This is a genomic window from Mesorhizobium sp. M1348 (assembly GCF_040317925.1).
In the GTDB taxonomy this organism is placed as follows: Bacteria; Pseudomonadota; Alphaproteobacteria; order Rhizobiales; family Rhizobiaceae; genus Mesorhizobium.
Genome location: NZ_JAMYLH010000001.1, coordinates 644472 through 661625 on the forward strand (window position 1 = coordinate 644472; position 17154 = coordinate 661625).

The 17154-nt window shown below is 63.7% G+C and carries 20 protein-coding genes; 8 read left to right on the forward strand and 12 right to left on the reverse strand.

Going from position 1 to position 17154, the window contains the following annotated elements:
- Positions 1-53: 53 nt before the first annotated feature.
- From NKH13_RS03235 to NKH13_RS03260, 6 genes are all read right to left on the reverse strand, one after another.
- The gene (locus NKH13_RS03235; protein WP_352910603.1) at positions 54-2342 is read right to left on the reverse strand and encodes a hybrid sensor histidine kinase/response regulator; all 2289 of its coding nucleotides are present in this window, start codon (positions 2340-2342) and stop codon (positions 54-56) included.
- Between the two features lie 89 nt (positions 2343-2431).
- Positions 2432-3421, reverse strand: a complete 990-nt coding sequence (acuI, locus tag NKH13_RS03240; RefSeq protein WP_352910605.1) for an acrylyl-CoA reductase (NADPH) — start codon at positions 3419-3421, stop codon at positions 2432-2434.
- A gap of 51 nt (positions 3422-3472) precedes the next feature.
- The gene (gene lspA / locus NKH13_RS03245) at positions 3473-3949 is read right to left on the reverse strand and encodes a signal peptidase II (protein WP_352910793.1); all 477 of its coding nucleotides are present in this window, start codon (positions 3947-3949) and stop codon (positions 3473-3475) included.
- 26 nt (positions 3950-3975) lie between these two features.
- Positions 3976-4839, reverse strand: a complete 864-nt coding sequence (locus NKH13_RS03250) for a TrmH family RNA methyltransferase (RefSeq protein ID WP_352910608.1) — start codon at positions 4837-4839, stop codon at positions 3976-3978.
- A complete protein-coding gene (locus NKH13_RS03255; protein WP_352910610.1) occupies positions 4840-5901 on the reverse strand; it encodes an RsmD family RNA methyltransferase in 1062 nt (353 codons plus the stop codon).
- A 104-nt stretch (positions 5902-6005) separates the two neighbouring features.
- Positions 6006-6476 carry an anthrone oxygenase family protein gene (locus tag NKH13_RS03260; protein WP_352910612.1) on the reverse strand — a complete coding sequence of 157 codons (471 nt, stop codon included), beginning with the start codon at positions 6474-6476 and terminating at the stop codon, positions 6006-6008.
- Between the two features lie 123 nt (positions 6477-6599).
- Here NKH13_RS03260 and NKH13_RS03265 point away from each other — a divergent pair, with 123 nt between their 5' ends.
- The gene (locus tag NKH13_RS03265; protein ID WP_352910614.1) at positions 6600-7283 is read left to right on the forward strand and encodes a helix-turn-helix transcriptional regulator; all 684 of its coding nucleotides are present in this window, start codon (positions 6600-6602) and stop codon (positions 7281-7283) included.
- An 86-nt stretch (positions 7284-7369) separates the two neighbouring features.
- A complete protein-coding gene (locus NKH13_RS03270) occupies positions 7370-7738 on the forward strand; it encodes a VOC family protein (RefSeq protein ID WP_352910617.1) in 369 nt (122 codons plus the stop codon).
- Between the two features lie 160 nt (positions 7739-7898).
- On the opposite strand, the gene lhpI is transcribed toward NKH13_RS03270, so the two are convergent.
- The 4 genes from lhpI to sppA form a co-directional block, all read right to left on the reverse strand.
- Positions 7899-8867, reverse strand: a complete 969-nt coding sequence (gene lhpI, locus NKH13_RS03275) for a bifunctional Delta(1)-pyrroline-2-carboxylate/Delta(1)-piperideine-2-carboxylate reductase (RefSeq protein ID WP_352910619.1) — start codon at positions 8865-8867, stop codon at positions 7899-7901.
- Positions 8868-8916: 49 nt separating this feature from the next.
- Positions 8917-9249, reverse strand: coding sequence for a LapA family protein (locus NKH13_RS03280; protein WP_352910620.1), 333 nt, complete (start codon positions 9247-9249; stop codon positions 8917-8919).
- Between the two features lie 47 nt (positions 9250-9296).
- Entirely contained in the window at positions 9297-9581 is a 285-nt protein-coding gene (locus NKH13_RS03285; RefSeq protein ID WP_023675261.1) for an integration host factor subunit beta, read from the reverse strand.
- Positions 9582-9662: 81 nt separating this feature from the next.
- Entirely contained in the window at positions 9663-10619 is a 957-nt protein-coding gene (sppA, locus tag NKH13_RS03290; RefSeq protein WP_292664965.1) for a signal peptide peptidase SppA, read from the reverse strand.
- 306 nt (positions 10620-10925) lie between these two features.
- Here sppA and lptC point away from each other — a divergent pair, with 306 nt between their 5' ends.
- From lptC to ptsN, 6 genes are all read left to right on the forward strand, one after another.
- The gene (gene lptC, locus NKH13_RS03295; RefSeq protein ID WP_352910622.1) at positions 10926-11639 is read left to right on the forward strand and encodes an LPS export ABC transporter periplasmic protein LptC; all 714 of its coding nucleotides are present in this window, start codon (positions 10926-10928) and stop codon (positions 11637-11639) included.
- Complete coding sequence (locus tag NKH13_RS03300) at positions 11626-12234, forward strand: LptA/OstA family protein (RefSeq protein WP_292664963.1); 609 nt, start codon at positions 11626-11628, stop codon at positions 12232-12234. Before lptC ends, NKH13_RS03300 begins: the two co-directional genes overlap by 14 nt.
- Complete coding sequence (gene lptB, locus NKH13_RS03305) at positions 12234-13052, forward strand: LPS export ABC transporter ATP-binding protein (RefSeq protein ID WP_352910625.1); 819 nt, start codon at positions 12234-12236, stop codon at positions 13050-13052. Before NKH13_RS03300 ends, lptB begins: the two co-directional genes overlap by 1 nt.
- Positions 13053-13249: 197 nt before the next feature.
- Positions 13250-14776: an RNA polymerase factor sigma-54 gene (gene rpoN, locus NKH13_RS03310; protein WP_352713817.1), complete on the forward strand. Its 1527-nt coding sequence runs from the start codon at positions 13250-13252 to the stop codon at positions 14774-14776.
- A gap of 291 nt (positions 14777-15067) precedes the next feature.
- Complete coding sequence (gene hpf / locus NKH13_RS03315; protein ID WP_023675267.1) at positions 15068-15652, forward strand: ribosome hibernation-promoting factor, HPF/YfiA family; 585 nt, start codon at positions 15068-15070, stop codon at positions 15650-15652.
- A 59-nt stretch (positions 15653-15711) separates the two neighbouring features.
- Positions 15712-16176 (forward strand): PTS IIA-like nitrogen regulatory protein PtsN, encoded by a 465-nt coding sequence (gene ptsN / locus NKH13_RS03320; protein WP_292663270.1) that lies wholly within the window; start codon positions 15712-15714, stop codon positions 16174-16176.
- Positions 16177-16268: 92 nt separating this feature from the next.
- Here ptsN and NKH13_RS03325 read toward each other — a convergent pair whose 3' ends face one another.
- The gene (locus tag NKH13_RS03325; RefSeq protein WP_023675269.1) at positions 16269-16526 is read right to left on the reverse strand and encodes a BQ00720 family protein; all 258 of its coding nucleotides are present in this window, start codon (positions 16524-16526) and stop codon (positions 16269-16271) included.
- Between the two features lie 63 nt (positions 16527-16589).
- Positions 16590-17015: an Hsp20 family protein gene (locus NKH13_RS03330; protein ID WP_023675270.1), complete on the reverse strand. Its 426-nt coding sequence runs from the start codon at positions 17013-17015 to the stop codon at positions 16590-16592.
- Positions 17016-17154: the final 139 nt, after the last annotated feature.

A 17154-nucleotide genomic window follows, 5' to 3' on the forward strand; every position in this document is an offset into this window, starting at 1 on the left:
CTGCGGGCAATACTTCGTCGGCTGGGTAATCTATCAACCGTCTATGTTGTGCCTCAGGCGGCCACTTGGCCCTCGACCGCATGAACCAGGGCATCGGGGTCGAGCGGCTTGGTGACGAAGCCGCTGGCACCGTGAGCGAGCACGGCGTGGCGGGTCTTTTCCTGGCTGTCGGCCGACAGCACCATGATAGGCACCGGCGGCACCGCGGTCTCCTCCTCATGGCGGCGGATGGCGGCGATGGCGTCCAGACCGTCCATGACAGGCATGTGCAAGTCCATCAGCACCACGTCGTAGCGGTGCTTGTGGCCGGTGCTGATGACCGCCTCGACCGCGGCTTTGCCGTTGCCGACCACTTTCACGCGATGCCCGGCCTTCAGCAGCGTGGCGCGAGCCAGCATGGCGTTGATGTCGTTGTCCTCGGCGATCAGCACTGACAGGCCCTGCTGGCGGCCGCCAATGGCGTGCCCAGCCTGCGCGCCGCGCTTTTGCGGTTGTGGCTCTGCGATGACCGGCGCATGGCTGGTCAAAAGCACGCGCAGCAATGTCTCGCCGCGCACCGGCCTCGCCAGGAAGGTGGCGTAACCGTTGGCACGGAATTCGCCAAGCATGCCGCGGTCGGTCGGCGCGATCAGCGTCACCGCCTCGCAATCGGCAAATCCGCCCTGGCGCAGGCGCCTGAGCAGCCTGCCGTCGCTTTGCTCCATGGCAGCATCGATCAGCAGCACGTCGCAGCCCTCGGCGAAAGGGGTGGCCTGGGCGGCGGTGGTGGCCAGATCGACCGTGCCGCCATTGGCGCGAATGGTGCGGGCGATGGCTTCGGCCTCGACCAGGTTCTTCGACACGATCACCGCATGCCGGCCCGACAGCGGGTCCTGGCGGATCTGCGGCGCCTCGACGGCGGAAATAGCGGGAATATCGAAGACGAATTCGGACCCCTGGCCAAGCCGGCTCGACACAGAGATGGTGCCGCCCATGGCGGTCACCAGGCGCTTGGAAATGGCGAGACCGAGCCCGGCACCGCCATGCGCACGGGTCGAGGTGCCGTCAGCCTGTTCGAAGTCCTCGAAGATGCGCTCCATGTCCTCCTCGCGCAGACCGGGGCCGGTGTCGGTGATAGTGAAGCGGATGCGGTTGGTGGTTTCGGTGCGGACGCGGGCGATGCTCGCCAGGACGCCGCCGCTGTCGGTGAACTTGACGGCGTTGCCGATGAGGTTCAGCAGCACCTGCCTGACCCTGCCGGGGTCGGCGGTGATCAGCTGCGGCACGTCGGGTTCGACATGACAGCCGAGGCCGATATCCTTGGCAAAAGCCCGCGCCGCCAAAAGCTCGATGACATTGTCGGCGATCTCGCGCACCGACATCGGCTGCGGTTCGGGATCGAAGCGGCCGGCCTCGATCTTGGAATAGTCGAGCAGGTCCTCGATCAGCGCCAGCAGCGCGCTGGCCGAGGTCGAGATGGCGCCGACATAGGTCCGCTGCTCGGCCGAAAGGCTGGTGTCGGCGAGAAGCCGGGCCATGCCCATGATGCCGTTCATCGGCGTGCGGATCTCGTGGCTGACGGTGGCGAGGAAGCGCGATTTGGCCTGGCTCGCATGTTCGGCTCGCTCGCGGGCGGTGATCAGCGAGGATTCGGCGCGTTTGCGGGCAGTGATGTCACGGGCGATGGCGCGATGCGAAACGGCGCCGCTGTCCTTGTCGCGCACCGACAGCTCGATCCAAGAGAACCAGCGTGGGCCGTCCGGCGTGCGAATGGCGACATCGGTGGAACTCAGGCATTCATGGTCGGAAAAGGCGGCGTCGGGGACGATGCCGACATCGATGCCTAGTTCGGCCAGGGTCTTGCCGGCAAGGTCGCGCTGGTCGGTTTCGACAAGGTCGGCGAAAACCTTATTGGCGTAGACAATGTGGCCGTCGCGGTCACGATGGACGACGAGATCGCCGAGTGCATCGATCAGACCGCGAAAGCGCTCCTCGCTCTCCTGCATCTCCCACATGCGGTCGGCCAGCGTCTCGATCTCGGCGCGGCTGCGGGCGGTCGTGGCATCGAGAAGGGCCACCGCGCGGCGCTCGGTGCGCCTGTTGCGCAGATGCATGGCGAGCCCGGCGATGGCTGTCGCCCAAAGGCCGATGGTGATGAAGATCGGCGCTCCGGTCAGATGCGACAGGCCCGCCAGCACGACGATGGCGACGAGCGTCAGGAAGGGCAGGCCTTCGCGATTGGCGGCCGGCAGTTCCGGCGCCAGCGGCGGCGCGGCGACAAGCTGCCGTCCTGGCGCCTCGGGAGCCGTCCCGTCGGCCCGTTCGGCTGGTTCCGCCTCTCTGATGCCGGGTTCCGCAATCATACGGAACTCCTGCCAGACAGAGCTTATCGAAGGTTGTGGTTGATCGTTCGAATTTTAGCGGTCGCGCTCTTTTTTGTCCCTTTGGGGGCTCACATATCCACCACCACGCGGCCGCGGATCTTGCCCTCGACGATGTCATGCGCGGCGCCGATGATGCCGTCGAAGCCGATGCTCGTCGAGAGGCTGGCAAGCTTTGCGTGATCGAGATCGGCGCCGATGCGGCGCCAGGCCTCGAGGCGGACCGCCTTGGGCGCCATCACCGAATCGATGCCGAGCAGCGAGACGCCGCGCAGGATGAAGGGGGCGACGCTTGCCGGCAGATCCATGCCGCCGGCAAGGCCGCAAGCGGCGACGGCGCCGCCATAGGAGGTCATCGACAGGACGTTGGCCAGCGTGTAACTGCCGACCGCATCGACGCCGCCGGCCCAGCGTTCCTTGGCGAGCGGTTTTGCCGGCTGGACAAGCTCGTCGCGTGAAATCACTTCCGCGGCGCCGAGGTCGATCAGATAGGGGCTTTCGGCAGCGCGGCCGGTCGAGGCGATGACGTGATATCCCAGGCTGGACAGGATCGAGACCGCGACCGAGCCGACGCCACCGGCAGCGCCGGTCACCACCACCGGGCCGCGATCGGGCACGATGCTGTGGCGCTCCAGCGCGATGACGCAAAGCATGGCGGTGTAGCCCGCGGTGCCGACCGCCATCGCATCATGCGGGCTCATTCCGTCCGGCAGCGGCACCAGCCAGTCGCCCTTGACGCGGGCGCGTCCGGCAAAGGCGCCGAAATGCGTCTCGCCGACGCCCCATCCGTTCAATATGACCTTGTCACCCTTGCGCCAGTCGGGATTGGAAGACGAGATGACGGTGCCGGCGAAATCGATGCCCGGCACCAGCGGCCAGCGGCGGATCACCGGCGCCTTGCCGGTAATCGCAAGACCGTCCTTGTAGTTCACCGTCGTCGCCTCGACCGTGACGGTGACGTCGCCCTCCATCAGGTCTGCCTCGATAAGCTCGGTCACCGCGACCGACTGGTTTTTCTCGGCGTCGCGCGAAACGAGGATGGCTTTGAAGGTTTCGGGCATTTTTTCTCCTCGGGCTTGCAGATCAGAATGTGCGGCGCCAGGCGAGTGAGGTCAATCGCTCGACGTACCGCGCCGCCAACCAATGAGCTCATCGAAGACGACCAGCACGGCACCGACCGAAATGAAGGCGTCGGCGAGGTTGAAGACGGCGAAGGACCAGACCGGCGTATGGAACAGGACATAGTCGATGACATGCCCATAGGCAGCGCGGTCGATCAGGTTGCCGAGCGCGCCGCCGACGATCAGTGCGAAGCCGATGCGGGCAAGCAGGTGGCCGGGCGGCGTGCGGGCCGCAAGATAGAGCACGAAAGCGACCACCAGAACCGCGACGACCACCAGGCCGGTGTCGCCGAAGGACGAAAACAGCGAGAACGCGATGCCGGTGTTGTAGGTGCGGTACAGCGCCAGGAACGGCAGCAGGTCGAGCCGTTCCTGAAAGGCAAGGCCGGTTTCGACCAGATATTTCAGCCACTGGTCGAGCGCTATCGCGGCGACGACCAGAAGAGCATACGGCCTCCAGGACTTCATGGTTTGCAGTTTCACGGTTTGAGATGTCACGATCTGGCGTCCTCCGGGCCGAGCTTCAGCGCGCCGCGCCGGATCTCGAACAGCATGACGCCGGTGGCCACCGCAAGGTTGAGCGAATCGGCGCGGCCGGCCTGCGGTATCCGCAGCAGCTTGTCGCAGCTTGCGGCAAGCTCGTCAGGCAGGCCTTGCTGCTCGTTGCCCATCATCAAAAGCACCGGGCCTTTTGAAAAATCGACCGAGCGGTAGTCGACCGCACCCTTCAGATGGGTGCCGGCGACAAGGCCGGGAAAGCTCTTTTGCCAGGCGAGGAAAGCCTCGGGCGTCGCCTTGGCGACCGGCACGGCGAAAATCGAGCCCATGGTGGCGCGCACCGTCTCGACCGAAAAGGGATCGGTGGTCTCGCCGACCAGTATGACGCCTCTGGCGCCGACGGCGTCGACCGTGCGGATGACGGTGCCGAGATTGCCGGGGTCGCGCACCCGGTCGAGCGCCACCCAGAGGTCGCCGTCACGGGCGCGGATGTCTTTCAGCGGCAGGAATTTCTGCGAGAACACGCCGACGACCATTTGCGGATTGTCGCGGCGGGTGATGGCAATCAGCACTTTTTCCGAAACTTCGAGCACGGTGCCGCCGGCGGCAACCGTGCGCGCCGCGACTTTTTCGACCGCCGCATTGCCGCGCCCGGCCTTGGCGAAGACCAATGTCCTGATCGACCAGCCGAGATCGAGCGCGTCGATGACCAGCTTCAGGCCTTCGGCCATGAAGGCATTCTGCTGGTCACGGAATTTCTTCAGCGCGAGTGCCTTGATGTCCTTGACCAGCGGATTGGCGAGGCTGGTGACTTCCTTCACCTGCCCTGGCGCTCCTGCGTGCCGTTCGTACGCACTCATTCAGGCCACCCAGCGTGAGAACAGCGAGGTCGACAGCGCCCGACCGGCAGATTTCTCGCGGATGATCAATTCGCCCGATTCGACCGTGCCGCCCATGCCGGCGAAGGTGTCGCGCATCAGGGCATGGATGGCGAAAAAAGAGGCGCGGATCGAATAGGCGGTCAGTACCACGGCGAGCGGCTTCGGCGTCAGGATCGCGCGGCAGATATCGGTCAGCGCCGGCAGGTCCTCGAACAGCTGCCAGACCTCGCCTTTCGGTCCGCGGCCATAGGCGGGCGGGTCGAACAGGATGATGTCGTAGCGGCTGCCGCGGCGCTCCTCGCGTTCGGCGAATTTCACGGCATCGTCGACGATCCAGCGGATCGGCTTTTGCGACAGGCCCGCCATCTCCTGGTTTTCGCGCGCCCAGCCGATCGCCTTCTTGGAAGCATCGACATGCGTGACCTCTGCGCCGGCACGCGCCGCCACCAGCGAGGCAAGGCCGGTGTAACCGAACAGGTTCAGCACCTTCACAGGCCGTTTTGCCGCCGCGATCAGTCCGGCCATGTGGTCCCAGTGCGAGGCCTGCTCGGGAAAGACGCCGACATGGCGAAACGACGTGAAGCGGCCGAGATAGTCGATGCCGTCGTGCTTCATCGGCCAGGTCTCGCCGAGCGGCGTCTTGGGGAAGCGCCAGCGGCCGATACCTTCCTCGTCGGTATCGCCGGTGAAAATGGCATCGGCGCGCTCCCAGTCCCTGGCCGGCAAAGCCTTTTGCCAGATCGCCTGGCCCTCCGGCCGAACGATGCGGTAGGGGCCGTATTGCTCGAGTTTTTCTCCGGCGCCGCTGTCGAGCAGCGCGTAGTCCTGATTGGGGCCGACCTCGAGGATCAGCGGCAGATGTTCGGCAGGCAGCGCGCCATCGCGGCGCGAGAGCAGGCGTGGCGCGGCTTTCGGCTCGGACCGGTCCTGCAGTTTAGGCTCCGAACCGGCGGTCAGGCCGGTGTCGCGCCGCCGCGGCTGCTCCGCCCCGCCCTTCGCGGACGGGCGGCTGTCGCGGCGTTTGTCGCGAAAAGGTTTCAAGAAGGCGCATCTCCGGAAGGCGGCTTGGCCGCTTCTGCCACAGCACATTGACCGGCGCAACAAAAGGGCTGCCGACGTGTGCAACCTGATCAGCCGCGCCTGATCTACAGCAGGCCGATTGCGAGCGCTATGAAACCAACGGCCTTGAAGCCGGTGACGACCATATGGCCGGTTTCCCAGCGGCTCCGGATAGTTTCGAAATTGTCCGGGATCGGTCCAGGCACCCAAGTGGCCAGGACATCGTTTGCCGGTTTGACCAGCGCAAACCACGCCACAAGCGCCATCAGATAAAGTACGGTGGCGGCCAAAACCCACCAGAATGCCGGGCGGTCGCTGCGCAGCATCCAGGCGAGAAGGCCCGGACAGACGATCGCCGCCACGTCCAGCGGTGCGCCGACAATCGCGAAGAATTGGAACTGAGCGTTGAAGACAGTGGTTTCACGCCAGAGCGAAGGCGACCATCTGGTCAGCCGCGGCACCGATTCCAGCACATGGGCGAAGGACGGCCCAAGGCTGAGCGCAGCGACGATGGCGGTCAAAACCGACCAGAACAACAGAAAACCGCGTATATCCATAATGGCCAGACAACGGCGTCAGACCGCAGACGTTCCGGTCGGCGATCATCTCGCTTGCCGCCGAAACCGCAGGCGCACTATCGTCCATTCAAATTGGGCATCCATCCAACCGGGTTGCGATCCATGTCCCGCGCCGAACGCCTGCTCGACCTGATCCAAATCCTGCGCCGGCATCGCCGGCCGGTCAGCGGCCGCAGCCTTGCGGGCGAAATGGGTGTGTCGATCCGCACGCTTTATCGCGACATCGCCACGCTGCAGGGGCAGGGCGCGCCGATCGAGGGCGAGGCGGGGCTGGGTTACGTGCTCAGGCCAGGCTTCATGCTGCCGCCCTTGATGTTCACCGATGAGGAGATCGAGGCGATCGTGCTTGGTTCGCGCTGGGTGGCCAAGCAGCCGGACTGGCGGCTTGCGAACGCCGCCACCGACGCGCTGGCCAAGATCGCCGCGGTGCTGCCGGACGATTTGCGCGAAGAGCTCGATGCCTCGACGCTGCTGGTCGGGTCGCGCACCCCGGTCACCGAAGGCATCGATCTCGGCGTGGTGCGGCAGGCCATCCGCGAGGAGCGCAAGCTGAGCTTTGTCTATCGCGACGCCGGCGGCGCTGCCTCCGAGCGCACCGTCTGGCCATTCGCACTCGGCTTCTTCGACAAGGTGCGCGTCGTCGCGGCCTGGTGCGAGATGCGCCAGGATTTCAGGCACTTTCGCGCCGATCGGATATCCGGCCTCAACGCCACCGAGATGCGCTATCCGCGCCGCCGTCAGGTGCTGCTCAAAGAATGGCGGGCGACGCTCGACACGCCAAGCTAAGGCTGCTGCTCAGTTAAGACTGCTGCCAGAATCTGGCAGTGGCGTACGCTATGCTCCTCCAGTCGAAACCATCTGGAGAGCAATTCATGACACCGCCCAATTTCGTCATCCTCTATGTCGACAAGCCTGAGCAAAGCGGCGCCTTCTACAGCGCGCTGCTTGGGCGGCAGCCGGTCGAGACCTCGCCGACCTTCGTGCTGTTCGTGCTCGACAACGGCTTCAAGCTCGGCCTCTGGTCGCGTCACACCGTGGAGCCGGCCGCCGCCGCAGCAGGCGGCGGCGCCGAGATCGTCTTTGCACTGGACACGCCGGATGCCGTCGACGCCACCCATGCCGAGTGGGCCGGCCGCGGGCTGAAAATTCTGCAGACGCCGACCGACATGGATTTCGGCCGCACCTTCGTCGCGCTTGATCCCGACAGCCACCGGCTGCGGGTCTATTGGCAAAGGGAGTAAGGGAGGAGGGCAGTAGGGGAGTAGGGGAGTAGGGCAGTAAGGCAGTAAGGCAGTAAGTGAGTACATAACAGGAAATATAGCTGGCGCGGCGCCGCACGATCAGTACGGTTTCCTACTCCCCTACTCCCCTACTCCCCTACTCCCCTACTCCCCTACTCCCCTACTCCCCTACTCTTGCCCGATACACGGCAATGCCGGCGGCGAGGTCCTCGAGGGCTGCGCCGACCGACTTGAACAGCGTGATCTCGTCGTCGTTCTGCCGGCCTTTTTTCTGGCCGCGCGCCAGTTCATAGAGGTCGGCGACGATGGCTTCCGGCTTCAGAACGCCGGAGGCCAGCGGCTGGACGATATCGCCGGCTTCCTTGGTGGCGCCGGCGCGGGTGTCGACATAGACGCGGGCGCGTACGATCGCGTCGTCGTCGCTTTCGCGCATCGCCGGTGTGAAGCCGCCGACCAGATCGACATGGGCGCCGGGCTTCAAGAGTGCCCCCGTGATCAGGGGCGTGGTGGTGATGGTCGCCGACGATACGATATCGGCCTTTCCGAGTTCGGCGTCGAGATCGCCTGCTGCTTCGGCCGAAAAACCCTCGGCACGCAATTTTGCCGCGACCTTTTCGGCATTGGCCGGCGTGCGGTTCCAGATGCGGATGTTCTTGATCGGACGCACCGTCGAATGCGCCTTTGCAAGGAATGGCGACAGCGCGCCGGCGCCGACCACCAGCAGCCGCGATGCGTCCTTGCGGGCCAGATAGGAGGCGGCCAGCGCCGAGGCGCAGGCCGTGCGCCACTGCGTCAGCCTCTGGCCATCGATCAACGCCTGCGGCTCGCCGGTGGCGCCGTCGAGCAACAGGTAAAGCCCCATCACCGCGGGCTTGCCGATGGCATTGTTGTCGGGCGACACCGTGACGATCTTGACGCCGATATGGCCATCGGCCGAGGTGCCGGCTGCGTTGAAGTCGGTCCAGGCCGGCATCAAAAGCAGCGTCGAGGCGGCGCCATCGGGCCGCTCGACCGTGTGATGGTGCCTGACCGGCTGCACGGCGCCGTCGCGAAAAGCGGCGCGCAACGTCTCGACCAGCCCGGAAAAGGTCAGCGCGCGGTCGACCTCGGCGGCGGAAATCGTCAGCATGAAAGGCTCCGTAGAGAAATAGGCCAGCTGCGCTTCAGGGAGCCGCGGCTCAGTTCATCGGCTTCGGCAAGGCCGGGCCCTGCGACGCGGTGGGCGCACGGCTGACCGCCTGACGCAGGTTCTCGGCCTCGGCGCCGCGCTGGCGCGCCAGCTTGCGGTAGCGGCCCTGCTTGATCCAGGTCGCCAGGCTGCCGACGATCATACCGATGGCCAGCGCCAGGAACAGGAAAATGAAGAGCGGCACGGTCAGCGTCAGCGCCGGATTGCCGGGATTGAACGGATCGAGTGTGAAGGCCACCGGTTCGCGGTTGGCGACGGCCAACGCAATCAGGATGACGGCCAGCGGCACGAAAACCACGATGAGGAGAAAGCGATTGAACATGTTTTTCCGTTCGGAAGAAAAGGCAGGAGCGGTGGCGGGTGCCGCGCCTATTTGCCTCCGTTCAGCCTTTCACGCAATTCCTTGCCGGTCTTGAAGAACGGTACCCATTTCTCCTCGACCTCTACGGATTCGCCGGTGCGCGGGTTGCGGCCTGTGCGGGCAGGGCGGTTTTTCACCGAAAACGCGCCGAAGCCGCGCAACTCGACCCGGTTGCCCTCGGCAAGCGCGTCGGTGATTTCATCGAAGATGGCGCTGACAATGTTTTCGACGTCGCGCAGGAAAAGATGCGGATTGCGCGTGGCGATGATCTGCACAAGTTCGGATTTGATCATGAAAAGGCTCCCCGTGAAAGCAGTGCCGCCGAAATTATCAGAATGATTTTATTTGCTTTTTCACTCGTCCCAAGCGGTTCCTCAAGGGTGCCAGACGGAAACGAGACCGTCAAGAAACAAGCGGTCCACTCCAATTTCGTGAAGGACGTCGCCGCCATGGCCGGGCAGGCCAAGCGCAGCGCCGACGGTCTGCGCCATCGCCTTGGAGAACAGAAAACCACCACGTTTTTCCGTGTCCTTCCATTCCACCACCTTGAGCTTGGCATCGACACCCTTGCCTGCAAGCCAGTCGATCGCTTCGGCCTCGCCGCCGACCGCGTCGATCAATTTGTTGGTGACCGCCTGCCGGCCGGTGAAGATCGACCCGTCTGCGAGCGCCAGCGCCTCCGGCTTGGTCATGTTGCGGCGCTCGGCGACGATGCCGACGAACCAGTCGTAGCTGTCGAGGATGAGCTTGCGGACCATGGCGCGCTCATCGTCATTGGTCGGCTTGAAGGGAGAAGGCGAGGCCTTCAAGGGCGAAGATTTCACCTCCTCCAGCTTGACGCCGAGCTTGTCCATGAGGCCGCTGACGTCCGGGTACTGGATCAGCACGCCGATCGACCCGACGATCGAGGATTTGCGTGCGACAATATGGTCGGCCGCAGTGGCGATCATGTAGCCCGCCGAAGCCGCGAGCGTGCCCACCTCGGCCACCACCGGCTTGTCGGCGGCGAGCTTGCGCACTGCCTCATAGATCGACTCGCCACCGACGGTGGTGCCGCCGGGTGAATCGATCGACAGGATCACAGCCTTGACGCGCGGCGACTGACGGATGGCCTCCAGCCGCTTGATCAGTTCTTCGTCTTCGGTGATGGTACCTTCGATCTTGACCTTGGCGATGTGGTCGACAGCCGCGCCGGTGAAGTCGTCACCATAGATCCACGCCGAAAAGGCGATCAGCCCGGCTGCGGCGACGATGATCGCCGCAACACGCCAGAATGTCAGCTTGCGGCGCAAGCGGCGGCGGTCGATCAGGTCGTCGGCTCTCAATGCCATGGTCAGCCTCGTAGTCGGTGGGAGCAGATGCTTTTAAAGCAACCATTGGCGCCCGGCTACCGTTTCCTGACGGCCTTGCGCCAAAGGCCGTTAGGCATTCGCGGCAAGCCTCAACCTGTCACGTTCCACAGGCTCTAACACTGTGCCCCCATATCTGGTATGAGGTACAGGCTGCGCTGGGGCCATTTTCATAGTACAGGGGCGGCTGTCACATTTTTGCGGTTTTCCTCGGCTTGTGCTTGCTTGAGGGCGCCGGCACCCCACCTATAGGGCGGCCTGGCGGGCAGGGGTTTAGAAGAAGCAGTCATGTTAGCGGGACCAATCGAACCGACCAACACCGAGACGGAGTTGGCTCCCAAGGCCGCAGGCCGGGCGCGGGTCGACGCGTTTGACATTGCGCAGCGTCATTCGCGCCGGGTCCGGATCCTCAAGCTGGCCGTGCCGCTGGTCGCTGCCGTGATCGCGGTCGCGTTTCCGGTCTATTCCTATCTCATGGCTCCCGTTGCAATCGAGGTGCAGGCCGACGGCGGCGCTTTTGCCGATGGCAAGCTGGTGATGGCCAACCCCAAGCTCAACGGCTTCACCAAACAGAACCTGCCCTATTCGATGACAGCCCTGCGCGCCATACAGGATGTCAGCAAACAGGGCATCATCGATCTGGAAGGCATCAAGGCCAAGCTGCCGATTGCGGCCGACAACACGGCCGCCATCGATGCCACGCACGGCACCTACGATCGCGACGGCAACACGCTCAGCCTGACCAGCGACGTGACCGTGTCGACCACGGATGGTGTGGTGGCAAAATTCAAATCAGTCTATCTCGACATGGGCGAAGGCACTATGAAGACAAGCGAGCCCGTCGATGTCAGCCGCGGCGGGTCGCGGATCAGGGCGGATTCGATGTCGGTCCAGGACAATGGCAAGGTCCTGGTTTTCGAGAACAAGGTGCGCGTCGACATCGATCCCGCCAGTTTGAAGGCGGCAGAGGCAAAGAGCGGAGAGACCAATGCGGTTCAGTAGTTCGGCACGGCGCCTCGCCGCGATTTCGGCGTTGACGCTTGGGTTGCCCTTGGGGCTGACCTTCGGGACGGCGCCGTCGCTGGCCCAATCCAGTGCCACCAGCCAAATGTCCGGCCTCAGGCTGTCGGGCGACAAGCCTATCCAGATCGAAAGCGACAAGCTCGAGGTGCGCCAGGCGGAAAGCGTCGCCGTCTTCACCGGCAACGTCAACGTCGTCCAGGGTCCAACCGTGCTCAAGGCCGGCAAAATGACGGTCTATTACGTCAGGGATGCAGGCGCCGCTAAAGGCGCCCAGCCCGCGGGTGCCGCGGCAATGACCGGATCCGCCAACATCGACCATCTCGAGGTCGACGATAAGGTCTACATCAAATCGGACAATCAGGTTGCCACTGGCGACCGCGGCACCTTCGACATGAAGACCGAAGTGCTGGTGCTTTCGGGCAGCAAGGTCGTGCTCTCGCAAGGCGACAACGTGCTTGTCGGCTGCAAGCTTACCGTGCAGATGAAGAGCGGCCTTGCCCAGGTCGACGCTTGCGGCGGCCGCGTCATGATGTCGATCACGCCGCCTGCGAAGTCTGGAGCAGCGAAACCCTGATGACCGGCATATCGTCGCTGCTGGCGCGTCTTCCAGGGCGCGCCGCCAGCAAACTTGCGGCACCGGCCAGGATCACCGTCGAAGCGGCAAAGTTCAAGGGAACCTTGATCGCCAAAGGGCTGACCAAAAGCTACAAGGGCCGCAAAGTCGTCAGCGGCGTGACGCTGGGCGTGCGCGCCGGCGAGGCGGTTGGGCTGCTCGGCCCCAACGGCGCCGGCAAGACGACCTGTTTCTACATGGTGACCGGCCTGGTGCCGGTCGATGAAGGCACGATCGAAATTGACGGTTTCGACGTCACGTCGATGCCGATGTATCGCCGCGCTCGTCTCGGCATCGGCTATCTGCCGCAGGAAGCCTCGATTTTTCGCGGCCTGAATGTCGAGCAAAACATCCGGGCCGTGCTCGAAGTGGTCGAAAAGAGCCGCAAGGAGCGTGAGCGCCTGCTCGACGAATTGCTCGAGGAATTCCATATTAGCCATCTGCGCAAGGCTCCGTCGCTGTCGCTCTCCGGCGGTGAGCGGCGACGCCTCGAAATTGCTCGTGCGTTGGCAACCCGCCCTGCCTACATGCTGCTCGACGAACCTTTCGCCGGCATCGATCCGATCGCCGTCGCCGACATCCAGCAGCTCGTGCGCCACTTGACGGCACGTGGCATCGGCGTGCTGATCACCGACCATAATGTCCGCGAGACGCTTGGCCTGATCGACCGCGCCTACATCATCCATGCCGGCCAGGTGCTGACCCATGGGCGTGCCGACGAAGTGGTGGCAAATGCCGATGTGCGGCGGCTTTATCTCGGCGAGGGATTTACGCTCTAAGTGCGAAATTCCGGTTCGAGCGGGATTTCCGGCGTAGTCCAGCAGCTTTTTCTTCAATTTTCTGCCTGAAAACGCGCCGGCAGGCGAGTTTTACCGCTCCTCGCCTTGACAAGCAAAAGCCGGGCCAGTTTCTATGCTGGCCTGGAAAATTCCTTCCAGCAGTGCGGGTGCGTAGACGGAGCGTTTGAAACCGAACCATGGCGTTGGCGGCAAAACTACAGCTACGACAGTCGCAGTCGCTGGTGATGACGCCGCAGCTGATGCAGTCGATCCGCCTGCTGCAGTTCACCCATCTCGAGCTGGAACGCTTCATCGACGACGAGATCGAACGCAATCCCCTGCTGGAACGCGCCGAACCGCAGGAGGACGCCGCCAGCGACCAGGCGCAGAAGGGCGACGCTGCACCGGAACCGGCTGCCGACGGCGACTGGTTCGAAGCGGAGACGGCGTGGAGCGCCGAGGCGATCTCGGAAAAGCTCGATACGTCGCTGGAAAACCTGTTTCCCGACGATCCTGGTACGAGCGAGCGGCTCGGGCCCGACCTGACGGCGCAATGGAAATCGGCGTCCGGCAACGGTTCCACCTCTTCCTCCGACGGCTTCGACGTCGCGGATATGGCGGCGGCTGCCATCACGCTGCGCGACCATGTCGGCGAGCAGGTGGCGCTCGCCTTTGCCGATCCGGCGACGCGCCTGATCGCTAGCGAGCTTGCCGACGGCCTCGACGAGGCCGGCTACATGCGTGCCGACATGGCCGAGATCGCGGCCCGCCTCGGCGCGGACGCCACGGCGGTGGCAAAGGTCCTGGCGGTCTGCCAGACATTCGAGCCGGCCGGCATCTTCGCCCGCGACCTCGCCGAATGCCTGTTGCTGCAGCTTGCCGTGCGCGACCGGCTCGATCCGGCGATGAAGGCGCTGATCGCCAATCTCGAACTTCTGGCACGTCGCGATTTCCAGACGCTGAAGCGGATTTGCGGTGTCGACGAGGAGGATCTGCTCGACATGCTGGCTGAGATCCGGGCGCTCGACCCGCGGCCGGGAATGGCGTTTTCGCGCGGTGCCAGCGATGCGATCGTGGCCGACGTTGAGGTGCGCGCAGCCAATGACGGCAGCTGGACGGTCGAACTCAATGCCGAGACGCTGCCGCGTGTACTGGTCGATCACATCTATTTCGCCCAGGTCACGCCGCATGCGAAAAACCAGGCCGAAAAGGATTTCCTCGCCGAATGCCTGCAGAACGCCAACTGGCTCACGCGCAGCCTCGACCAGCGGGCGAAGACCATTCTCAAGGTGGCCTCCGAGATCGTGCGCCAGCAGGACGCTTTTCTCGTCCACGGCGTGCGGCACCTGAAGCCGCTCAACCTGCGCACGGTGGCGGACGCCATCGGCATGCACGAATCAACGGTCAGCCGGGTCACGGCAAACAAATACATGCTGACGCCGCGCGGTGTGTTCGAGCTGCGCTATTTCTTCACCGCCTCGATCGCTTCGTCTGGTGGCGGCGATGCGCATTCGTCGGAAGCGGTGCGCGACCGCATAAAGCAGTTGATCGACGAGGAGAAAGCCGTCGATGTGCTTTCCGACGATGCCATCGTGGACATGCTGCGGGAAAGCGGCGTCGACATCGCCAGGCGCACGGTGGCCAAATACCGGGAAGGCATGAACATACCCTCTTCGGTGCAGCGGCGGCGCGAAAAACGCGCTTTGGCCAGCGCCGGCCGTTGAGCTCCGGCGGAATTTCCACGGCTTTCGCCCTTCATTGACAAGCGGCAACGAAGTGGCTAGAAGCCCGCCCGCATGAGACGGGCTGGCGAGTGGATTTGAGTTCGCTGATGCCCGCACGAGAGATGGTCCGTCACGACGTAGGCCACGGGACGGCCAAGAAGGCGGCTTGTGATCAACCGGAAAGTTCGGATCTAAAATCGGCGCAAGTGACGCCGCAAAAGCTTGTGCGCACGGACCACGAGTATAAACTCGGGACAGTTTGAAGCCTGAGCAAGGAAGGTCAGTTTTCAGATGACACTGCGCATATCGGGAAAACACATGGATATCGGCGATGCGTTCCGTACGCGCATCAACGACCGTGTCGGCGAAGTGATCGGGAAATATTTCGATCGGGGCTTTTCAGGGCAAATCGTAGTCGTCAAATCGGGGTCGCGCTACACGGCCGATTGCATGATCCGGCTGGATTCCGGTGCTTCGCTGCAGGCGACCGGCGATGCCCAGGATCCAACGCTTGCCTTCGATACCGCGGCAGACCGTCTGGAAACACGCCTCAGGCGCTACAAGCGCCGGCTGAAGTCGCACAATTCAGGCAACAGCAACGGCGAGCTCACCGACGTCGCCTATACGGTGATGGCGCCGCTTGCCGACGACGAGGAGGACATACCGGAGAATTTCGCGCCGGCCATCGTCGCCGAATCGACCATGACGCTGCGGACCATGTCGGTGGCGTCAGCAGTGATCGAACTCGACACCAAGGACAGCCCGGTCCTGGTCTTCCGCAATGCCGGAAACGACCATCTCAACATCGTCTATCGCCGGCCGGACGGGAATATTGGCTGGATTGACCCGTCCACGGCCAAGGTCGCGCAGGGGTAAAAACCAGCCGCACGCGAGCGTGGGGACTGGCGACGGCAGGCGAACAAGGGATTTCAAGCATGGATCTGAGCGATCTCGTCAGCGTTCCGGCAATCATGCCGACGTTGAAGGCGAACTCCAAAAAGCAGCTGCTGCAACTGCTGTCCGAAAGGGCGGCGGCGATTTCCGGCATTCCGGAGCGAGAGGTGTTCGACACCATCCTGCAACGCGAGCGGCTCGGCTCGACCGGCGTCGGCAACGGCATCGCCATTCCGCACGGCAAGCTGGCCGGGGTGAAGCGGATCGCCGGCGTTTTTGCCCGGCTGGAGACACCGGTGGACTTCGAGGCCCTCGATGATCAGCCGGTCGACCTGGTGTTTCTGCTTTTGGCTCCCGAAGGTGCCGGCGCCGACCACCTCAAGGCGCTGTCGCGCATCGCGCGGGTGCTGCGCGATGCCGACACGGTTGCCAAGATCAGGGGCACGCGCGACGCCGTGGCCATCCATGCGCTGCTGTCGGACACGCAGGCCTCGCACGCCGCCTGAGGTTTTGATTAAATCCATTGAAGGGCCGCCGTGAGCGGCCCTGTCCGTTGCCAACCAGATCGCTGCGCCGTATTTGTCAGTGGATAGCGACGTTAGTGGATAGCGACCGGGGTCAGATCGTTTTCCAGCGCGCCAGCCAGTGCCCGGTCGCGAGCGTCCGAAAGCAGGATCGGCTGGCCATTGGCGGCAAACAGGGCCCACAGTTCCAGCCCGGGGGCGATTTCGCCGAGACCCGGGAAACGGCCGCGCAGATCGTCGCTCGACACTTTCCTGAGATAGGCGACCGAACCTTCGCCGAGATGGGCGAATTCGCCGCTGGTCATAATGATATTTTCGTTAGTTCTGGTCATTTCAAGCCTCCTTGCCGCGAGACGCCGCTCAAGGCCATCCCGCATGAGAGCTATCGGCAAAAATCAGTCTTTCACCGATATGTTTATTTTTCGTACCAGCCGTTCGGATTCCGGCCGATCGAGATCGATCGACAGAAGGCCGTTCTTCAATTCCGCCGCAATCACCCGCATGCCGTCGGCCAGCACGAAGCAGCGCTGGAACTGGCGCGCGGCGATGCCGCGGTGGAGGAATTCGCGCTCGGTGTCGTCGTTCTGACGGCCGCGCACGACCAACTGGTTCTCCTCCGTTGTGACATCGAGATCGCTTTCCGCGAAACCGGCGACAGCGAGCGTGATACGCAGCCTTTCGGTTTTGCCGTCGGCACCGCTGAGGCGCTCGATGTTGTAGGGAGGATAGCTGTCACCGGACTTTGCCAACCGCTCCAGCGTCTTTTCCATGGAATCGAAACCGAGGAGAAGCGGGCTGGAAAAAGGCGTCATTCGGCTCATGTTACAGTGTCCTCTCAAGAGCGACATAAAGTGGAAAAACCCGGATGGCATTTTTCCCGATGGTCTTGATATGGTCCGCCGCCCGGCAGACTTCAAGCCGTCACACGTCCCGCCCAAAAAGACTTGCCAAAACAAGGAA

Coding starts and splice junctions, on each gene's coding strand:
- NKH13_RS03285 (WP_023675261.1), bottom strand. CDS start 9,581: ATGATCAAATCCGAACTTGTGCAGATCATCGCCACGCGCAATCCGCAT.
- lhpI (WP_352910619.1), bottom strand. CDS start 8,867: ATGCTGACGATTTCCGCCGCCGAGGTCGACCGCGCGCTGACCTTTTCC.
- NKH13_RS03250 (WP_352910608.1), bottom strand. CDS start 4,839: ATGAGTGCGTACGAACGGCACGCAGGAGCGCCAGGGCAGGTGAAGGAA.
- rpoN (WP_352713817.1), top strand. CDS start 13,250: ATGGCGTTGGCGGCAAAACTACAGCTACGACAGTCGCAGTCGCTGGTG.
- NKH13_RS03265 (WP_352910614.1), top strand. CDS start 6,600: ATGTCCCGCGCCGAACGCCTGCTCGACCTGATCCAAATCCTGCGCCGG.
- NKH13_RS03280 (WP_352910620.1), bottom strand. CDS start 9,249: ATGTTCAATCGCTTTCTCCTCATCGTGGTTTTCGTGCCGCTGGCCGTC.
- NKH13_RS03270 (WP_352910617.1), top strand. CDS start 7,370: ATGACACCGCCCAATTTCGTCATCCTCTATGTCGACAAGCCTGAGCAA.
- NKH13_RS03235 (WP_352910603.1), bottom strand. CDS start 2,342: ATGATTGCGGAACCCGGCATCAGAGAGGCGGAACCAGCCGAACGGGCC.
- acuI (WP_352910605.1), bottom strand. CDS start 3,421: ATGCCCGAAACCTTCAAAGCCATCCTCGTTTCGCGCGACGCCGAGAAA.
- NKH13_RS03260 (WP_352910612.1), bottom strand. CDS start 6,476: ATGGATATACGCGGTTTTCTGTTGTTCTGGTCGGTTTTGACCGCCATC.
- NKH13_RS03330 (WP_023675270.1), bottom strand. CDS start 17,015: ATGAGCCGAATGACGCCTTTTTCCAGCCCGCTTCTCCTCGGTTTCGAT.
- NKH13_RS03325 (WP_023675269.1), bottom strand. CDS start 16,526: ATGACCAGAACTAACGAAAATATCATTATGACCAGCGGCGAATTCGCC.
- ptsN (WP_292663270.1), top strand. CDS start 15,712: ATGGATCTGAGCGATCTCGTCAGCGTTCCGGCAATCATGCCGACGTTG.
- sppA (WP_292664965.1), bottom strand. CDS start 10,619: ATGGCATTGAGAGCCGACGACCTGATCGACCGCCGCCGCTTGCGCCGC.
- lptC (WP_352910622.1), top strand. CDS start 10,926: ATGTTAGCGGGACCAATCGAACCGACCAACACCGAGACGGAGTTGGCT.
- hpf (WP_023675267.1), top strand. CDS start 15,068: ATGACACTGCGCATATCGGGAAAACACATGGATATCGGCGATGCGTTC.
- lptB (WP_352910625.1), top strand. CDS start 12,234: ATGACCGGCATATCGTCGCTGCTGGCGCGTCTTCCAGGGCGCGCCGCC.
- NKH13_RS03300 (WP_292664963.1), top strand. CDS start 11,626: ATGCGGTTCAGTAGTTCGGCACGGCGCCTCGCCGCGATTTCGGCGTTG.
- lspA (WP_352910793.1), bottom strand. CDS start 3,949: ATGAAGTCCTGGAGGCCGTATGCTCTTCTGGTCGTCGCCGCGATAGCG.